Origin of the sequence: Nocardioides caldifontis, from assembly GCF_008087345.1 — a bacterium.
In the GTDB taxonomy this organism is placed as follows: domain Bacteria; phylum Actinomycetota; class Actinomycetes; order Propionibacteriales; family Nocardioidaceae; genus Marmoricola_A; species Marmoricola_A caldifontis.
In genome coordinates, this window is record NZ_VHIB01000013.1 from 81,201 (window position 1) to 98,256 (window position 17,056).

The 17,056-nt window shown below is 73.4% G+C and carries 16 protein-coding genes and 1 other RNA gene; 6 read left to right on the plus strand and 11 right to left on the minus strand.

The genetic code is table 11. The features are described 5' to 3' along the window. Positions 1–4: 4 nt before the first annotated feature. Both FIP57_RS19465 and FIP57_RS19470 read right to left on the minus strand, forming a co-directional pair. Positions 5–358: a DUF3140 domain-containing protein gene (locus FIP57_RS19465; RefSeq protein ID WP_148575223.1), complete on the minus strand. Its 354-nt coding sequence runs from the start codon at positions 356–358 to the stop codon at positions 5–7. 273 nt (positions 359–631) lie between these two features. Continuing rightward, complete coding sequence (locus tag FIP57_RS19470; protein WP_148575224.1) at positions 632–1,096, minus strand: hypothetical protein; 465 nt, start codon at positions 1,094–1,096, stop codon at positions 632–634. A 223-nt stretch (positions 1,097–1,319) separates the two neighbouring features. On the opposite strand from FIP57_RS19470, the gene FIP57_RS19475 reads away from it, so the two are divergent. Continuing rightward, on the plus strand, positions 1,320–2,303 hold the full coding sequence (locus FIP57_RS19475) for a glycoside hydrolase family 25 domain-containing protein (RefSeq protein ID WP_238993602.1): 984 nt from the start codon (positions 1,320–1,322) through the stop codon (positions 2,301–2,303). Between the two features lie 67 nt (positions 2,304–2,370). Here the strand turns inward: FIP57_RS19475 and FIP57_RS19480 are convergent, their stop codons facing one another. The 3 genes from FIP57_RS19480 to FIP57_RS19490 all read right to left on the minus strand — a co-directional run bounded on the left by FIP57_RS19480 (position 2,371) and on the right by FIP57_RS19490 (position 3,939). Beyond that, positions 2,371–2,691 carry a hypothetical protein gene (locus tag FIP57_RS19480; protein ID WP_148575225.1) on the minus strand — a complete coding sequence of 107 codons (321 nt, stop codon included), beginning with the start codon at positions 2,689–2,691 and terminating at the stop codon, positions 2,371–2,373. Positions 2,692–2,783: 92 nt separating this feature from the next. Further along, complete coding sequence (locus FIP57_RS19485; protein WP_148575226.1) at positions 2,784–3,458, minus strand: DUF6766 family protein; 675 nt, start codon at positions 3,456–3,458, stop codon at positions 2,784–2,786. An 88-nt stretch (positions 3,459–3,546) separates the two neighbouring features. Further along, positions 3,547–3,939 carry a hypothetical protein gene (locus FIP57_RS19490; protein ID WP_238993603.1) on the minus strand — a complete coding sequence of 131 codons (393 nt, stop codon included), beginning with the start codon at positions 3,937–3,939 and terminating at the stop codon, positions 3,547–3,549. A gap of 96 nt (positions 3,940–4,035) precedes the next feature. Between FIP57_RS19490 and FIP57_RS19495 the strand changes: the two genes are divergently transcribed. From FIP57_RS19495 to FIP57_RS19505, 3 genes are all read left to right on the plus strand, one after another. Continuing rightward, a complete protein-coding gene (locus FIP57_RS19495; RefSeq protein WP_203231351.1) occupies positions 4,036–6,600 on the plus strand; it encodes an ATP-binding protein in 2,565 nt (854 codons plus the stop codon). Between the two features lie 150 nt (positions 6,601–6,750). After that, positions 6,751–7,560 carry an Ig-like domain-containing domain gene (locus FIP57_RS19500; protein ID WP_148575228.1) on the plus strand — a complete coding sequence of 270 codons (810 nt, stop codon included), beginning with the start codon at positions 6,751–6,753 and terminating at the stop codon, positions 7,558–7,560. A 35-nt stretch (positions 7,561–7,595) separates the two neighbouring features. Beyond that, positions 7,596–8,435, plus strand: coding sequence for a class I SAM-dependent methyltransferase (locus FIP57_RS19505; protein WP_148575229.1), 840 nt, complete (start codon positions 7,596–7,598; stop codon positions 8,433–8,435). Positions 8,436–9,160: 725 nt separating this feature from the next. Here FIP57_RS19505 and rnpB read toward each other — a convergent pair. Further along, positions 9,161–9,562, minus strand: an RNA gene (gene rnpB, locus FIP57_RS19510) — RNase P RNA component class A. 235 nt (positions 9,563–9,797) lie between these two features. Then, positions 9,798–11,180 (minus strand): ribonuclease catalytic domain-containing protein, encoded by a 1,383-nt coding sequence (locus FIP57_RS19515; protein WP_238993604.1) that lies wholly within the window; start codon positions 11,178–11,180, stop codon positions 9,798–9,800. A 109-nt stretch (positions 11,181–11,289) separates the two neighbouring features. Here FIP57_RS19515 and yaaA point away from each other — a divergent pair, with 109 nt between their 5' ends. Both yaaA and FIP57_RS19525 read left to right on the plus strand, forming a co-directional pair. After that, on the plus strand, positions 11,290–12,060 hold the full coding sequence (gene yaaA, locus FIP57_RS19520; RefSeq protein WP_148575231.1) for a peroxide stress protein YaaA: 771 nt from the start codon (positions 11,290–11,292) through the stop codon (positions 12,058–12,060). Further along, entirely contained in the window at positions 12,057–12,566 is a 510-nt protein-coding gene (locus FIP57_RS19525) for a GNAT family N-acetyltransferase (RefSeq protein WP_148575232.1), read from the plus strand. Before yaaA ends, FIP57_RS19525 begins: the two co-directional genes overlap by 4 nt. On the opposite strand, the gene FIP57_RS19530 is transcribed toward FIP57_RS19525, so the two are convergent. The 4 genes from FIP57_RS19530 to FIP57_RS19545 all read right to left on the minus strand — a co-directional run bounded on the left by FIP57_RS19530 (position 12,552) and on the right by FIP57_RS19545 (position 16,996). After that, on the minus strand, positions 12,552–13,868 hold the full coding sequence (locus tag FIP57_RS19530) for a methyl-accepting chemotaxis protein (RefSeq protein ID WP_148575233.1): 1,317 nt from the start codon (positions 13,866–13,868) through the stop codon (positions 12,552–12,554). The two genes, FIP57_RS19525 and FIP57_RS19530, sit on opposite strands and share 15 nt — an antisense overlap. Before the next feature lie 49 nt (positions 13,869–13,917). Beyond that, entirely contained in the window at positions 13,918–15,069 is a 1,152-nt protein-coding gene (locus tag FIP57_RS19535; protein ID WP_148575234.1) for a bifunctional RNase H/acid phosphatase, read from the minus strand. Beyond that, on the minus strand, positions 15,069–15,773 hold the full coding sequence (locus FIP57_RS19540) for a zinc ribbon domain-containing protein (RefSeq protein ID WP_203231352.1): 705 nt from the start codon (positions 15,771–15,773) through the stop codon (positions 15,069–15,071). Before FIP57_RS19540 ends, FIP57_RS19535 begins: the two co-directional genes overlap by 1 nt. 68 nt (positions 15,774–15,841) lie before the next feature. Beyond that, positions 15,842–16,996, minus strand: coding sequence for a Nif3-like dinuclear metal center hexameric protein (locus FIP57_RS19545; protein WP_203231353.1), 1,155 nt, complete (start codon positions 16,994–16,996; stop codon positions 15,842–15,844). Positions 16,997–17,056 lie beyond the last annotated feature (60 nt).

Genomic DNA, 17,056 nt, shown 5'->3' on the forward strand with positions numbered 1-17,056 from the left:
GGCCTCAGGTGACGTCGGGCGACCGCGGCGGCTTGAGCGGGTCGTGGCCGATGGACATGAGCTTCCGCCGCCAGTGGTCGTCGCCGGCGGTGGGCTCGAGGTCCTCGCGACGCTCCTGGTGGACGATGTCGACGACCTTGGTCATCGCCGCGACGTCGTCTCCGGTGAGGTCGGACCTGCGCTTGGCGAGGATCGCGGCGACGCGGTGGCCGAGGGACCGGCCCGACTGGTCGGGAAAGGTCTCGGCGTCCTCGCCCGCCGACTCGGTGCGCATCCACTCGTTCAGCTCGCGGGAGGTCATGTTCACCACCCGGTGGAACTCGTCCCACAGCTCGTCGCTCACGTGGTCGGTGGCCATCGGTTCCTCCTCGGGCTCGGGGTTGTCGTTCCGTGGCCACCGTTCCCTTGGCCACGGTGCCCATGCCCTTTCCTGAAGAGTCGGTAAAGATGTGGTCACGACCACACCTGCGCGCCGGAGGCTGGTCCTAGAATCCTGCGCGGGGATGGGCAGCGGTTCTCCCAACGTTGCCCAGCGTCGGGGTGTCGACGGGCTGGGGTGTCCTGATCGAGCCGAACGTGACGGAGCCCCCGAGAGCACGGCTCTCGGGGGCTCCCCTGTTCCTGCCTGGCGTCAGTCGCCGACCTTCTTCGCGGCCTGCGAAGCGGCCTTGGTGCCGGCGGAGGCCGACCTCCGGGCGGCCGTGCCGGTCGCCTTGGCGCTGCTCTTCGGGCGGCTCGCCTGGCGGCTCGCGGTGGCCGAGGTGGTCCGCGCCGCACGCTTGGCGGTCTTCGCCGTGGTATCGCCCGCCTTCGCCGTCTGGGTCCGCGTGGTCTTGGCCTTCACGCTGGTCACCTTCCCCTGGCGCGTCGCCTGCTTGGTGGTCTCCTGGTTGCGGATCCGGGCCACCAGCACCTCGCCACGCGTGGCGAGCTGGTCGTAGTCGAGGCCGCGGATGCTCGCCCGCACCTCGGAGATCCTGCGCTGGACGTCGGACACGGAGCCGCGCACCAGCTCGGCCGCCTGGTCGACGACGCCCACGGATGCGTACAGCGGCTTGGTCGCCTCGGTCCTGATGTCGAACTTCGTCTTGGCCATCCCGTTCTCCTTCTTCTCGGTCCCGGTCGGGTGCCGGTCGGTCGTGACGGGTTCGTTTGTCCCCCGTGACCACGGATCCCCAGTGGTGCAAGGCGAAACGCAGCCACACAGACGCCTACCCACGAGTCACGACGCGACTCGGGCGTCGGCGGTGATCCCAGCCACAGCCCCGGCCCGGCCCACCCGTGGCACCATGACCCCGTCCCGTCGAGCGGAGCGGTCGATGTCACCTCGCAGCCGAGCGGCCTCTGCGGCCGCGGCCCGTGCGGTGCGGCCTGCCGCGTCGGGCGCGGTTCTCGCGGTGGTGCTGGGGCTCACCGGGTGCGCGGGGTCGGGATCCGTCTCGGGAGAGCGCACGAGCGCCGCGTCGCCCGCGGGCTCCCCCACACCGTCGGCGAGCGCCACCCCGGCGCCGACCCCGTCCGCCACCGGGACGCGGACTCCGATCACGGTCCCCGAGCTCAAGGTCCCCCCGAGCTTCTCGGGCGCGGTGCTCGGCGGAGACGTCAGCTGGCCGCAGTGCCCGGAGGGCATGGGCATCCCGGAGAAGCGGTCCCTGGGGCTCCCGATGCCGCTGCCGTCGGCGAAGTTCGTGATCCTCGGGCTCACCAACGGCCCCGGGTTCACGCCGAACCCGTGCCTCGCGGACCAGGTGCGGTGGGTGGCCGAGCGCGGGTTGATGGCTGCGGCGTACGCGGTGACCAGCTACCCGGACGACGCCACGCTGGAGAAGTACCGCGACCAGGGCCCGTACGACGGCAGCAGCGAGCTCGGGGCGCTGCGGAACGTCGGCTACCAGCAGGCGCTGTTCAACCTGGCCACCATGGAGGCTGCCGGGCTCCGGTCGCCGGTGGTCTGGATCGACGTCGAGCCGGTGCCGGTCTTCGAGTGGAGCGACGACCTGGAGGCGAACGCCGCGGTCGTGGAGGGCGCGGCCCGCGGCTACACCGACCGCGGCCACCAGATCGGTGCCTACTCCACACAGGCGCTGTGGCGGGCGGTCGTGGGCGACCTCGCCCTGGGGATCCCCGAATGGCGGGCGGCCGGTCAGACCTCGCGCCAGGAGGCGCTGCGCCGCTGCGGCGAGGAGGCGATGTTCCAGGGCGGCCAGGGCGTCATCGCACAGTGGGTCCAGGACCAGCGTGACCTCAACGTCACGTGCCCCGGGACCGAGGGGCAGATGTTCCGCTGGTTCCACCAGTACTGAGCCGGGCTGAGCGTCGCTCAGCGTCGCTCAGGGTCGCTCAGGGTCGCTCAGGGTCGCTCAGGGTCGCTCAGCGTCCGGCGGGCACCCGCTCCCCGCTCCGCGGGTCCAGCGGGGGCTGCGGGTTGAAGGCCCACCGCGTGTAGTCGTCGAGCCAGCGCACCAGCCGCCGGAGCGGGGTGTCGTACGCCGGCCGGCGCAGCTGCCTCAGCTGGTGGGTGCGCCCCTCGCGCTTCGCGACGAGCTCCCAGGCGTCGTCGTCGTACGCCTTGGCCAGCTCCTCGGCGGCGGTCACGTCGTTGTCCTCGAGCGCGTGGTTGATCGCCGTCGCGTAGGCGGCGTGCAGCTCGGTGAGCTCGTCGTAGAGCCGGGTGGTGGTCTCGTGGGTCATGGCGTGTCTCCTCCCTCGACACCTCTACTGTCGCGCGTTCCTTGGAACGATCCAAACTCTGGCGTCATGACCTCCGACACAGGGTGCGCGGATCACCCCTCGACGCCGGTGTGCTCGTGCGCCGCCCCCACCGGCTTGCTCTCCGGGGAGCCGCGCTCGCGGAGGTAGATCGCCAGCACGGCCATCGACCCAACCGCGAGGAACTCCGACTGCCAGTTCTGCAGCGTGCGGGCCCAGAAGTCCGCGTTCACCAGGTACGCCGACCACGAGATCGGCTCCTGGAGGCTGCGCAGCCGCTCCTCGTCGTACGCGATCCAGCCGGCGACCGACTGGATCCCCCAGGAGAGCAGGAACACCACCCCCATGGTGAGCAGCAGGCTGGACGAGTAGACCCACTGGCGGATGCCGCCCGCGCTCGCCCAGGCCGGCGAGTTCTCGTCGGCGTGCTCCCCGACCTTCTGGTCCTCGTCCGACTCGCGGCCCGTCCGGTCGAGCTCCTTCGACTCCGGGGACCCCTTCTGCACCAGCCAGACCGTCATCAGGATGTAGAAGAAGAACTGGAGGTACTCGCTCTGCCAGTTCTCCGTGACGTCGACCGCGAAGTCGGCCGAGGTGAGGTACTCCCCCAGCGTCACGGCACCGAGCCCGTCGGCGACCTGCTGGGCGTTGAGCTGCTTCCACCCGGCGTACGCCTGCCCCACGAGGCTGGCCACGAACAGCCCCAGGAAGAAGATGCTCAGCGACGACTCCCGCACGAACTTCCGCATGCCGCTCACTGCCCGACCGCCGCGAGGAGCAGGTACAGGAGCCCGCCGAAGATGATGAGCAGGTAGAGCACGAACATCGCCCGCACCGTCAGCCTCCCTGGACCTGGCAGTCGTACGGACGGTCCCCCGGCTGCGGCGTGCAGGCCACAGCCACCACCCGCCAGCGGTCCTCGATCCGGGTGAGGAACGCGGTGTCCTCGGCGAAGCGGACCTGCGCCATCGTGTCGTAGACCTCCACCCGCACCGCAGCACCGACGGACGGCACGTCCTCCTCGAGCACAGCACGCGGACACGGCTTCCCGGCGGACTTCTCCACCTCCGAACGGGTCTTGGGCGTCATCAGCCGGCACGCGGCCGCGCCGTCGTCGGCGGCGACGGCTGCGTAGAAGGCGGTCGCCGCCTCCCCCGCGTCGCTCTCCGCGGTGGAGGAGCACGCGGACAGCAGCAGCACGGCCAGGCACGGCGCGGCAGCACGCGACATCCATGACATATGGGGTCAGTACCCGTCCTGCACGGCTCCAAGCCAGCGGGACCTGTGTCCTGTGCCCGGGCGTCAGGCGGCTTTTATTGTCATTTCGTGGACATCCTCGAGCGTGATCTCGAGCTGGCCAGGTTGAGGAGCTGCATCGCCGGCGCGGCCGAAGGGAGCGGCGCGGGGACGGCTGTCTCGGGGGAGCCCGGAGCCGGCAAGTCGGCCCTCGTCGAGACCGCGTGCGCCGAAGTGGTGGGCATGCGCGTGCTGCGGGGCGCGTGCGACCCGCTGGGGACGCCGCGGCCACTCGGGCCGTTCCGCGACCTGGCCCGGCAGCCCGGCTTCGAGCTGCTGGCCGGGCCCGGGGAGCGGTCCCTCGCCGAGCTCTGCGAGATCGTGTACGACGCGCTCGCGCAGGAGCCGACGGTGCTGGTCGTCGAGGACCTGCACTGGGCAGACCGGGCCTCCGTCGAGGTGCTGCGCTTCGTGGCCCGGCGCATCGAGGCGATGCCGCTGGCGCTGTTCGTGACCTACCGCGGCGACGAGCTCGGGCAGCACTCGGCCCGTGCCCTGCTCGGCGACTTCGCCGTGCTGGACCGGCTCGAGTCGTGGGGGTTGGCGCCGCTGAGCGTCGACGCCGTGGCGCGGCTGCTGGCCGGCACGCCGCTCGACCCCGTGCAGGTGCACGCGCTGACCGGGGGCAACCCCTTCTTCGTCACCGAGGTCGCCAAGGACCCCGACCGTCCGCTCCCGTCGAGCGTGCGCGACGCGGTCCTCGCCCGCACCGCCGACATGGCGCCGGACGACTTCGAGCTGCTCCAGCTCGTCGCCACGGCGCCGGAGCGGCTCGACGACCGGGTGCTGCCGGTCCTCGGTGTCGACCTCGCGACGCTGGGCCGGCTCGACGCCACCGGGCTGCTGGCACGCACCGACCGCGGGCTGGCCTTCCGCCACGAGCTGGCGCGGCTCGCCGTGGAGAGCACCATCCCGGCCGGCGGCGCCGCGCAGCTCCACGCCCGGCTGCTCGCGACGCTGGAGAAGGTCGACCCCGGCAACTCCGCAGCGCTGACGCACCATGCGGTCCGGGCCGGCGACCCCGAGCGCGCCGTGCGCTACGCCGAGGCCTCCGCCGACGAGGCGGCCCGCGCGGGCGCGCACACCGAGGCGGTCGAGTTCCTCCGGACCGCGCTCGCCAGCCTGCCGTCGGGACAGCTCCGCGAGCGCGCGTCGTTGCTGCTGAGGCTGGGGTTCGAGCAGTACATGACCGACGAGCTCGAGTCGGCGATCGCCAACGTGACCGCGACGTTCCCGCTCTGGAGCCAGGTCGGCGACGCCGCCGGGCTCGCCTCGGCGCACGACACCGTCGCGGTGCTCCAGTACTACAACGGCAAGCGGACCCAGGCGGAGAAGCACGCGGACCACGCCGTCGAGATCGTCAGCGGCGAACGGGGGCTCGAGTACGCCTCCGCCCTGGCCACCCGCGCCTTCCTCGCCTTCCAGCGCAGCGAGTTCGACACCGCCACCACGCTGCTCGCGGAGGCGGCGCGGATCGCCCGCCAGGCAGAGGACGACGCCGTCGCCCTGCGGAGCAGGATCTTCGGTGCCTTCACCGAGCTGTCCCTGGGCCAGGAGACCGCGCGCGAGCGGCTGGTCGACGACATCCAGGAGGCGCTGGCCGCGGACCTCGACGAGCTCGCGTCGACCGGGTTCTCCAACCTCGCCGACCTCGACGTCGAGCACCGGCGGCTGGCCGACGCCCAGGCGGTGCTCGAGCGCTCGATCGCGCACACCGTCGAGCGTGGGGTGCCGATCTGCAGCTACTGGCAGACCGGCGTCCGGGCCCGGATGCGGCTGCTGCAGGGCCGCTGGCAGGCGTCGTCGGAGGACGCCGGACACGTGCTCTCCCAGTCCGGCATGCCGCTGGCCAACCTGTGGCCGCACCTGGTCCTCGGGCTCGTCGACCTGCGCCGCCACGGCAGCGACCACGGCCACGTCGACGCGGCCTGGAAGGTGGCCGAGGGGCTCGACGAACCCCTGCGGCGGCTCGCGGTCCTCTCCGCGCTCGCCGAGCGGGCCTGGCTCACCGGGCAGCACGACGAACGGCTGACCACGCTGGCGCCGGAGCTGATGAGGAGCACCGGCGCCACCCCGGCCGGGGCGTGGGGCGCGGGCGAGATGGCGGTGTGGCTGCAGCGGCTCGGGCTCCTCGACGGACCCCCCGCGGTCGTGGCACCGCCGTACCGCATGGTGCTGGACGGCGACCACGTCGGCGCGGCGGAGTGGTGGCGCAGCGCGGGTGCGGTCTACGACGAGGCACTGGCACTGGCCACCTCCCCCGACCCGGAGCACCGGCTCCGCGCGCTCGAGCGGCTCGACCAGCTGCAGGCCGCCGCGGTCGCCGACCGGTTGCGCCTCGAGATGCGGCGGCAGGGGGTGCCGAGCGTGCCGCCACGGCCCCGGTCGAGCACCGCGGCCAACCCGAGCGGGCTCACCAACCGCCAGCTCGACGTCGCCAAGCTCGTCGCCCGGGGGCTGACCAACGCCGAGATCGCGGAGCGGCTCTACATCTCGCCGAAGACCGCCGACCACCATGTCTCGGCGGTCCTCACCAAGCTCGGTGTGCCCAACCGGCGCCAGGTGGTGCTCGTCGCCCAGGAGATCGGGCTCTGAGCTCCCTTCTGGGCTCCCTAGGGAGGTCCCACCCGTCCGCTCCCCCGTAGATGGGGAGCTCTCCCCGATGCCCGTGAGGGGGTTCGGGGGCGAGCCTCGTGGTCGTGGTCGGCGCACGCCGGCCCGAAGACCGCTCCGAAGGAATCTCCCATGTCCGTGTCCACCACCGCCGTACCCGTGGCCGCCGCCGGAGCCGTGCTGGCGGGGATCACCGTCGCCGCCGCGGCCGCCGCCGCGAGCTCCGGGGAGCCCGCCGGCTCCACGACGACGTACACCACGACCACCCCGCTCGTCTTCGGTGGCCCCGAGGGCACCGGCGCCCCCTCGCCCCTGCACGTCGCCGGGGCCGGCACGCGCGTGATCGACGTCGACGTCGCGCTCACCGGTCTCTCCGTCGCCGGGGACGACCGGGTCGACGCGGTGCTCGTGGGTCCCGACGGCCAGCGGGCCACCGTCCTCGAGGACGGCGCAGCGCCCGACCCGTCCCCCGCCGCCGGCACCCTGGCGGTGTTCGAGGGCACCAATCCCAACGGCACCTGGCGGCTCCACGTCGACGACGGTGCCGGCTCGGGCGGCAGCCTGCAGGGCTGGTCCCTGCAGGTGACCAGCCACAGCCCGGGCGACGGCGTGCCGCCCCGCGTCGTGGCCACGGCCCCTGCACAGGTCGTCCCCGGCTCGGAGCTCCGGCTCACCCTGAGCGAGGCCGTGCGCCCGTCGACCGTCACCTCGTCGTCGGTGCAGCTCGTCGACAGCTCGACCGGCATCCCGGTGCACGCCGCGGTCACCTGGCGGGGGGACACCAGGACCGTGCGCATCGACCCGGTGGACGACCTCGCACGCAGGACGCCGTACGTCGTGGTGGTCACCGACGAGGTGCGCGACCACGCCGGCAACCCGCTCGACCAGGACCCCGGCTCGCCCGGGGTCACCCCGAAGACCTGGTCGTTCAGCACCCGTTGAACGGCACCCATCCCTTCCACATGAGGAGAACCACCATGACCCTTGACATCGACACCACCTCCGCCGGCTCCGCCGACCGCGCCCTCAAGGAGCGCCACCGCAAGATGTGGGCCTCCGGCGACTACCCCGCCGTCGTGAGCGAGGTGATCAGCGAGCTCGGCCCGGTCGTCACCGAGGCCGCCGGGATCGGGTCCGGGGACCGCGTCCTCGACGTCGCCGCCGGTGACGGCAACGTCGCGATCCCCGCCGCCCGGCGGGGTGCCCGGGTCACCGCGAGCGACCTGACCCCCGAGCTGCTCTCCGTCGGCGCCCGCAAGGCCGAGGAGGCGGGCGTCGACGTCGAGTGGCAGGTCGACGACGCCGAGGCGCTGCGGTACGCCGACGACACGTTCGACGTCGTCACCTCCTGCGTCGGCGTGATGTTCGCGCCGCACCACCAGCGGGCGGCCGACGAGCTCGTCCGCGTGACCCGCCCCGGCGGGCGGATCGCGGTGCTGAGCTGGACGCCGGAGGGGTTCATCGGCCAGATGTTCGCGACGATGAAGCCGTACGCGCCGGCTCCTCCGCCGGGGGCACAGCCCCCGCCGCTGTGGGGGCGTCCGGACCACGTGGAGCAGCTCCTCGGCGCGAAGGTCACCGACCTGCGCACCGAGCGGCGCGTGGTGCGGGTGGCGCGCTTCGCCGGCGGCGAGGAGTTCCGGGACTTCTTCAAGCGGACCTACGGGCCGACGATCGTGACCTACCGCGCGATCGCCGAGGACCCGCAGAAGGTCGAGGCGCTCGACGCGGAGCTCGCCGCCCTGGGCGAGCGCCACCTCCACGACGGCGTCATGGAGTGGGAGTACCTGCTGGTCACCGCCCGCAAGGCCGGCTGACCCCGGACGACGAACGACGCCCCGAGGCTCTGACCTCGGGGCGCCTTCGCGTTCCGGCGTGGCCGGCGATGCCGAGCCCCGCACCGACCCTCGTCACGGCGCGGGACCGCCACAGCCGGCTCGAGCCCACCCGTCGACCGGTTCTGGACCGACGGATGGGCCCTCGAGCCCGGGGGGGCACCTCTCACGCTAGGAGCGGACCGACCTCGTGGAAGCGTCTGTCTGACCCGTTCGGGTACCTAGTTCTTGGTCAACTGTGACTACGCACGAGGTGTAAGAACTGCACGAACGGGCACAACAAGGTCGTCAGGGGGCTCTCGGGACTTCAGGACCCACAGGGGGAACTCCGCGACGACGCGCACGCCTGCCTGCCTCCCACAGGCCCGTGCGAAGAGCCCCGGTCGATACCTCCCACGTCGACCGGGGCTCGTCCTCTTTGTTAGTCCCGGTCATGGGTGCTCCGATCATGTCCGTCGGCAGCTCTCCGAGCGTCTGGGGATGTCAACGGACATGAATCAGTGCTCACGTCCGAGGGACGGCGTCAATCTGGCGGTCGCCGTTGCTTCTGACAACTCTGGCGTCCTGTCGGAGCGGCCTCTTAAGGTCCGAGCGTTGCAATGGGGGCAGGGCCGCCGGGGGTGGGCGTCCCATCACATGCCGAACCCCGCGCCGGACCTCCCAGACCGGCGCGGGGTTCGGCTCTGTGAAGTGAGCGCGTGGGTGAGCGGATGAGCTGACCTGTAGGCCGGGTTCTGTCCTCGCGCACCTCGCGGTGCCTGCGATGGGCGACCATCCATCTGGGACCACCGTCACCGGTGGCCTCGTGCGATCTACCCGCGAGCTCGGGCGGGCCGCCCTCGAACGCTCGCGCAGACGCCGTACGGCGTCCTCTTGATCTTGCTCCGGGTGGGGTTTACCGAGCCGCTCCGGTCACCCGGAACGCTGGTGGTCTCTTGCACCACCGTTTCACCCTTACCGCCGGGCCGGAGCCCGGAGGCGGTCTGTTTTCTGTGGCACTGTCCCGCGGGTCACCCCGGGTGGGTGTTACCCACCACCCTGCCCTGTGGAGCCCGGACCTTCCTCGACCCCCGTGTCGCCACGAGGACCGCGGTCGCCCGGTCAGCTCATCCGCAGTCGTCAGTGTAGGACCGGGCGGGAATTCAGGTAGGCGGACGGGTCACTTCCCCGTCGTATCTGCCTCGTCGCGGTGGCATCGTCGTCGATGTCAGCCGCTGGGTGGGAGGAAGCGCTGGCAGGGACCGCCACAGGTTGGGAGCGGCGGCGGTCCGGTTCGGTGCCCGTGTGCCGTGGAGAGTCCTGACCCCCCGTGGGGCGCTCCACGGCACTCGGCCGTGCCCGGGGTCAGGGCAGCTCGAACTCGACCCGGCGGTCGTCCGGGTCCGCGGAGACCAGCACGACCTCCACCTCGGTCCCGAGCGGCAGCGGCTCCCCGGACGCCGACCTCACCCGGGCCTCGACCGCAGGCGCGGCGACGACGACCCGCCCGCGGTCCGGCTTCTTCTCCTCGACGTCGACGACCGAGCCGCGGAACCGCCGGCCCACCTGGTCGCGCAGCAGCACCGCCTCGACGAGGTCGAGGACGCCGCGCTCGTACGCGTTCGCCCGACGGCCGGACTCCTGCATCGTCGCCGGCAGCCCGGGCAACCGCTCGCGCACCCACTCCGGGACCGGCCGTCCCTCGCAGAGCGCCACGCAGCACTCGAGCGCGTAGCGGTCCACCAGCCGGCGCAGCGGCGCCGTGACGTGGGAGTACGGCGCCGCGATCGCGGAGTGGAGCGGCTGCTCGGGGAGCGGCCCGTCGAACGCCACGTAGCCGGAGCCCCGCAGCAGCGACGTCGCCTCGTTGAGCAGTGCCGCGTGGTCGGCCCGGGTGGCGTCGAGGCGACGGATGAGCTCGGCGTACGGCTCCTCCACGGGCCAGTGGACCCCGAGGGCGCCCGCCACCCGGCGCAGCCGCTCGACGTCGCGCGGGTCCGCCGGTGGCACGGTCCGCAGCACCCCGACTCCGCCGTCGAGCATGAGCGCCGCGGCCGCCATCCCGGTGAGCAACGAGATCTGCGCGTTCCACCCCTCCACCGGAAGGGGCTCGCGGTAGCCGAGCTCCCACCGGCCGTCGACCCGGGTGACCTCCTGGTCGGGCAGCGGCAGGTTCACCCCACCGCGGTCACGCTCGCGGGCGAGCCGGAGCTCCCCCACCTCGCGGAGCAGCTCGAGCGCGGGGTCGGCGGTCCCGGCGTCGAGCGCGGCCTGCACCCCGTCGTACGACAGCTTGGCGCGGCTGCGCACCACCGCCCGCTCCAGCCGTACGGCGGTCTGCTCGCCGGCCTCGTCGAGGTCGATGCTCCACAGCAGCGCCGCACGCGGGCCGTCGGGCAGCAGCGAGCACGCCTCCTCGGAGATCCGGGGCGGGTGCAGCGGCACCTTGGACCCGGGGCCGTAGAGCGTCTCCCCACGCCGGTGCGCCTCCTGGTCGACCGCTCCGCCGGGGTGGACGGACGAGGCGACGTCCGCGATCGCGTAGTGCACCCGGTAGCCGCTCCCCCGGCGCTCGAGGTGGAGCGCCTGGTCGAGGTCGCGGGCGCTCTCGGGGTCGATCGTGACGAGCGGCAGGTCGGTCCGGTCGAGGGGCGGCAGCGTGGGCGCCGCGGCCGACTCCTCCGCCTCCGCGAGGACCTCCGCCGCGAACTCCCCCGGCGTGCCGAGCTCCTCGTGGAGCCTCGCCAACCCTTCTGCGAGCGCGGCGTCGTCCCCTCCGCGCCGTACCCTCACCACCCGTCTCGGCACTGCGGTGCCCCTTCCTGCACGTCGCCCCGGCCACTCTAGGGTGGTCGCCGTGCTGATCCTGCTGCCGCCGTCGGAGGGCAAGAGGGCGCCGCGCCGGGGGGCAGCGCTCGACCTGTCGGGGCTCGCCTTCCCCGCCCTGGAGCCGGCCCGCGCCGAGCTGCTCGACGCGCTGGTCACGTTGTGCACCGGCGACCGCGAGAAGGCCGCCGAAGCGCTGGGGCTCGGAACGACCCAGCTCGCCGAGGTCGACCGGGACGCCGGGCTCGCGACCGCGCCGACCGCGCGTGCGGACCACGTCTACAGCGGCGTCCTCTACGAGGCGCTCGACCTGCCCGGACTGCCGGCGGCGGCGAAGCGGCGGGCCACGGCGCGGCTCGCGATCGCCTCCGGGCTGTTCGGGATCGTCCGCCCCGACGACCGGATCCCGGCGTACCGGCTCTCGGGCCAGGTGACGCTGCCCGGCGTGGGCTCGGTGGCCCGCTACTGGGGCGCGCGGCTGGCGCCGGCGCTCGGGGAGGCCGCGGGCGACGGGCTGGTCGTCGACCTGCGCTCCTCGGCATACGCACCGTTCTGGAAGCCCGCCAAGCACGAGGTCGACCGCGTCGTCACCGTCCGGGTGCTCCACGAGGCCGACGGCCGGCGCAAGGTCGTCTCGCACTTCAACAAGGCGACGAAGGGGCGGCTCGTGCGCGACCTGCTCCTCGACGGTGCGGCGCCGCGTCGGCCCGCCGGGCTCCGGGAGGCGCTCGGCGACCTCGGGTGGCACGTGGAGGAGGCCGGCTCGCCGACACGTCTCGACGTGGTGGTGACCGAGCTGTGAGCGAGGAGCCGGGTCCGGCTCTCGTGATCGCCGCGGAGGACCCGCGCCGCGACGACGTGCGGGCGCTGCTCTCCGTCCACCTGGCCTTCGCCGACGAGCACAGCCCTCCCGAGGACGTCCACGCGCTCGACGTCGAGGGGCTCCTCGACCCGCGGCTGACGCTCTTCGGCGGGCGGGTTGACGGCACCCTGGTCGTGATCGGCGCGCTGCGCCGGCTGGCGCGCGACCATGCCGAGCTCAAGTCGATGCACACCGCCGCGGCCGCTCGCGGGCGTGGCCACGGCCGGGCGATGCTCGAGCACCTGCTCCGGGTGGCTCGCGAGGAAGGGCTGCGGCGCGTCAGCCTCGAGACCGGCACCATGACGGCGTTCGAGGCGGCCCGGTCGCTCTACGCGGGCGCGGGGTTCGTCCCCTGCCCGCCGTTCGGCGACTACCCGGGCAGCCGCAACAGCACGTGCATGACGCTGCTGCTCGCCCCCGGGGACGCCGCGTCAGCCTCGGAGTGAGGCGATCTCGCGGAGGTCGCTGGCCATCCGGTCGGACTCCCCCGCCGCGCTCGCGATCGCCTGGCGCGCCTGCACGGTGGCGCTGGTCTGCTCCTCGACGGCCGAGGAGATCGTCGCCTGCGCCTCGACCACCTGGGTGATGACGTGCCGGATCCGGCCGATCGACTCGGTGACGGTGGCGGTGTCGGTGTGCACCGAGCCGACGACCTCGCGGATCCCCTCCGTGGCGTTCTGCGTCTCCTGGGCGAGCTTCTTCACCTCGCTCGCGACGACCGCGAACCCCTTGCCCGCCTCGTCGGCGCGCGCCGCCTCGATGGTGGCGTTGAGCGCGAGGACGTGGGTCTGGTCGGCGATCGAGGTGATGGTCTGCGCCATCTGCTCGACCCGGGCCATCGTCCGGGTCAGCCGGTCCATCAGCGCGACGCTGGTGTGGATCTCGGTGTCCGCCTCGGCAGCCGTGGTCGAGGCCTGGGCGGCGGCGGTGGCGACCTCGCGGATGACCCGCAGCAGCGACTCCATCTCGTCGGTCGCGGTGCCGACGTTGCCGTGCAGCCGGTCGCCGGCCTGCTCGAGCTCGGCGAGCCGGCTGGCCAGCACCGCGGCCGTCCGCTCCCGCTCGGCCATCCGGCGGGCGGCGTCCTCGGCAGCCTGCGCCCGCTCGTCGGCGAGCGCGGCCTGCGCCTCGGCCTGCGCGAGGGCCTGCTGCTCCGCCCGCCGCTGCTCGGCGCGCCGTCGCCGCTCGGCCTCCTCGGTGAACCGCCACCCGAGGGCGAGCCCCACCGCCATCACGAGGAGCAGGCCGGCGTGCAGCAGGGCGAACCCGAGCGGGTTGCCCTGCGCACCGGCGTCGGAGAACACCGCGTCGGCGTCGAGCGAGCCGAGCACGAAGTGGTGGCCGGCGACGAGCGCGATGGCCAGCAGGAACGGCGACCAGTCCTGGTAGAGCGCGACGAGCGCCAGCATCACGTAGAAGTGGATGTGGATGTCGGTCAGCCCGCCGGTCAGGTGCACCAGCACCGTCGAGACCATCATCAGCGCGAGCCCGACCAGGCTGGCCCGCGCCGACTGCGACAGCTGGAGCTGGCCGAGGGCACAGGCGGCGACGATCACGGCCACGCCACCCCACATCGGTGCACCGCCGACCTCGAGCACGACCGACAGCACCACGAGCACCGGCACCTGGGCCAGGGCCACCAGGGTGAGCATCCGGTGGCGCGCCACGAAGGCGTGCTCCTCCAGCCGGACCCCGCGGGGGACCCACGCCAGCGACCCGGACGCCGCCGTCGTCTCGACATCACTCATGCCGCTTCGATCGGCGCGAACCTCCCCCTGCTGAGCGGTCGGCCCCGGATCAGGACATAGGTCCCGGCTGCCCGTTGAGGAGCCGTACGACGGGCCGGCCGTCGGGGTACCAGGCGAGCACGGTGACCGACCCCGGGGCGACCTCGGTCCGGAAGACCGCCTTCAACGGCGACTGGAGGACGTCGAGGGTGAGCAGCTGGATCGGCGTCAGGTGGGTCAGCGCCACCACCGTGCGGCCGCGGTGCTTCTCGAGGATCCGGTCGCGGGTCTCCGCCATGCGCGCGACCATGCCGGTCAACGAGTCGCCGGTGCCGCCCGCAGGGAGCCCGGGGTCGGCGAGCCACGCGAGGAACCGCTCCTGGTCGCGCTCCACGACCTCCTGGTAGGTCAGCCCCTCCCAGGCGCCGAAGCCGGCTTCGACGAGCCCGTCGTCGACCTCGTAGCCGAGCTCGAACCGGGCGGCGAGGATGTCGGCGCTCTCGCGCGTGCGGCGCAGCGGCGAGCTGAGCAGCACCGGTGACCGCTCGGCGAGCGGTGCCAGCCAGTCCGCCGTCGCCCGCAGCTGGGCGCGGCCGTCGTCGTCGAGCCCCGGGTCGGCCCCGGTGCGGCCGCTGAACACCCGCGCCTTGGTCGCCGCGGTGTCGCCGTGCCGGACCAGCACCAACGTCGTCGGCGAGCCCTGCTCCCAGGGCGGGGTGAACTCCCCCGTGTCCTCCTGCTGCCGGTCCGCCTCCTCGGCCGCGGCGACGGTGACGGTGTCGGCGGGCACGTGACCGCCGATGACGACGCCCTCGGGACCGTCGAGCGCCTCGTTGGCGAGCCGGTCGGCGTGCTTGTTGCGCTCGCGCGGGACCCAGGTGAACGTCGTCACCGGAGGCACCAGCCGGTTGGCCTGGATCGCCAGCGGCTTCATCGAGGGGTGCTTGATCTTCCAGTTGCCGCGCATCTGCTCGACGACGAGCTTGGAGTCCATGCGCACCTCGAGCTCCGCGCCCTCGGCGTGCTCGTGGTAGAGCTCGAGCGCGGCGATGAGGCCGCGGTACTCCGCCACGTTGTTGGTGGCGACCCCGATCCGCTCGGCACGCTCGGCGATGACGGCGCCGGTGTCGGCGTCCTTGAGCACCGCGCCGTACGCGGCGTTGCCGGGGTTGCCCCGTGACCCGCCGTCGGCCTCCGCGACGACGGCGCGGTAGGCCGCCATCAGAGCCCCGACTCGCCGGTGCGGACGAGGATCCGGCCGCACTCGTCGCACCGGACGACCTCGTCGGACGGCTTCTTCGCGACGTCGGCGAGCTCGGCGCTGTTGAGCTCGAGGCTGCACCCCCCGCACCGGCGGGCGCGGAGCAGCGCGGCACCGACGCCACCCTTCTGCTCCCGGAGCCGGTCGTAGAGTGCGAGCAGGTCGGCGGGCATGTCCCCGACCTTGGCCGCCCGGTCGGTCCGGATGGTCCCGGCCTGCTCCCTCAGCCCGGCCATCCGGGCGTCGCGGGCCTCGGTGAGCTCGGCGATCCGCCGGTCGGTCTCGGCGAGCTGCTCCTCGAGCGTCGCGACCTCCTGCTGCGCGTCCTCGAGCTTCTCCATCACCTCGAGCTCGACGTCCTCGAGCTCGGCGATCCGCCGGTCCAGCGAGACCATCTCCTGCTGCAGCCGCTGCAGCTCCTTGGGGTGCGAGACCGCCCCGCTGTCGAGCCGCTGCTGGTCGCGGACCCGCCGGGTCCTGACCTGCTCGACGTCGGCGTCGGCCTTGCGCTGCTCACGTGTGAGGTCGTCGACCTGCACCCGCAGGTCGCGCACACGACCGTCGAGCTCGCCCCGCGTCGCGGTGAGCTCCTTGAGCTCGGCGACCTCCGGAAGGTTCGCCGCCTGGTGGCGGAGCGCGTCGAGCTTGCTGTCCAGCTCCTGCACGTCGAGCAGCTTCAGCTGGGCGAACGGGTCGGCTTTCAGGGTGGCTCCTCGGTCGTCTTCTTCGCGTCTCAGACCCGGAAGGTCCACGGGTCGGTCACCAGCGTGCTCACGCGGGTGTCCACCGTAGCGCCCGCCGACGCCGCCGCCTGCTCCACCTTCGCCGCCACGACGGGCAGCCAGCTCCACTCGGCCGCCCAGTGCGCGACGTCGACCAGCGCCGGCCCTCCGCCCTCGAGGAACTCACCCGCCCGGTGGTGCTTGAGGTCGCTGGTGACGTAGACGTCGGCGCCGCTGCGGCGGGCGGCCTCGAGCAGCGACTCCCCCGACCCCGCCCCCACCGCGACGGTGCGCACCTCCCGGTCCGGGTCGCCGGCGACGCGCACCCCGTGGGCGGTCCGGGGCAAGCTCGCGGCCACGTGCTCGGCGAACGTCCGCAACGTCGTCGGCTCGGCCAGCCGCCCGACCCGGCCGTGGCCGCGGGTCGCCGGCGGGAGCGAACCGGTCACCGGACCGCCGGGGACGTCGGCGAGCTCGAGGAGGTCGAACGCGGGTTCCTCGTAGGGATGTGCGGCGCGCATCGCCTCCACCACCTGCCGGCGCAACGGCCGCGGATACAGCGTCTCGACCCGGACCTCCTCCACCACCTCGACGCTGCCGACCCGGCCGAGCGTCGGGGAGGCGCCCTCGAGCGGGCGGAACCGGCCCTCGCCCGGAGTGGTGAACGTGCACGAGTCGTAGGCGCCGAGCCGGCCGGCGCCGGCGTCGGTCACCGCCCGGCGCACCCGCTCGGCGTCACCGACCGGCACGAAGACGACCAGCTTGTCGAGGCCGCCGCCGTCGGTGGGGACGAGCACCCGCGGCTCCACGAGCCCGAGCCTGCGGGCGATGGCGTCGTTGACCCCGTCGGCGGGGACGTCGGCGCTGGTGTGGGCCGTGTACAGCGCGGTGCCGGCCCGGAGCAGCCGGTGCACGACACGACCCTTGGGCGTGGTGGCGGCCACCGAGCTCACCGGGGTCAGCAGCAGCGGGTGGTGGACGATCAGCAGGTCGGCGCCGTACTCCGCGGCCTCGTCGACGACGGCGGCCACCGGGTCGACGGCCAGCAGCACCCGGCGTACCTCCTGGTCCGGGTCGCCACAGACGAGCCCGACCGCGTCCCACGGCTCCGCCCACGCCGGGTCGTACCAGCCCTCGATGTGCCGCACCATCTCCGCCAGCCGCATGGCCCGGAGCGTAGACCCCGGCCACACGACCGACGACAGGGCGGGATGAGAGGACTCTCA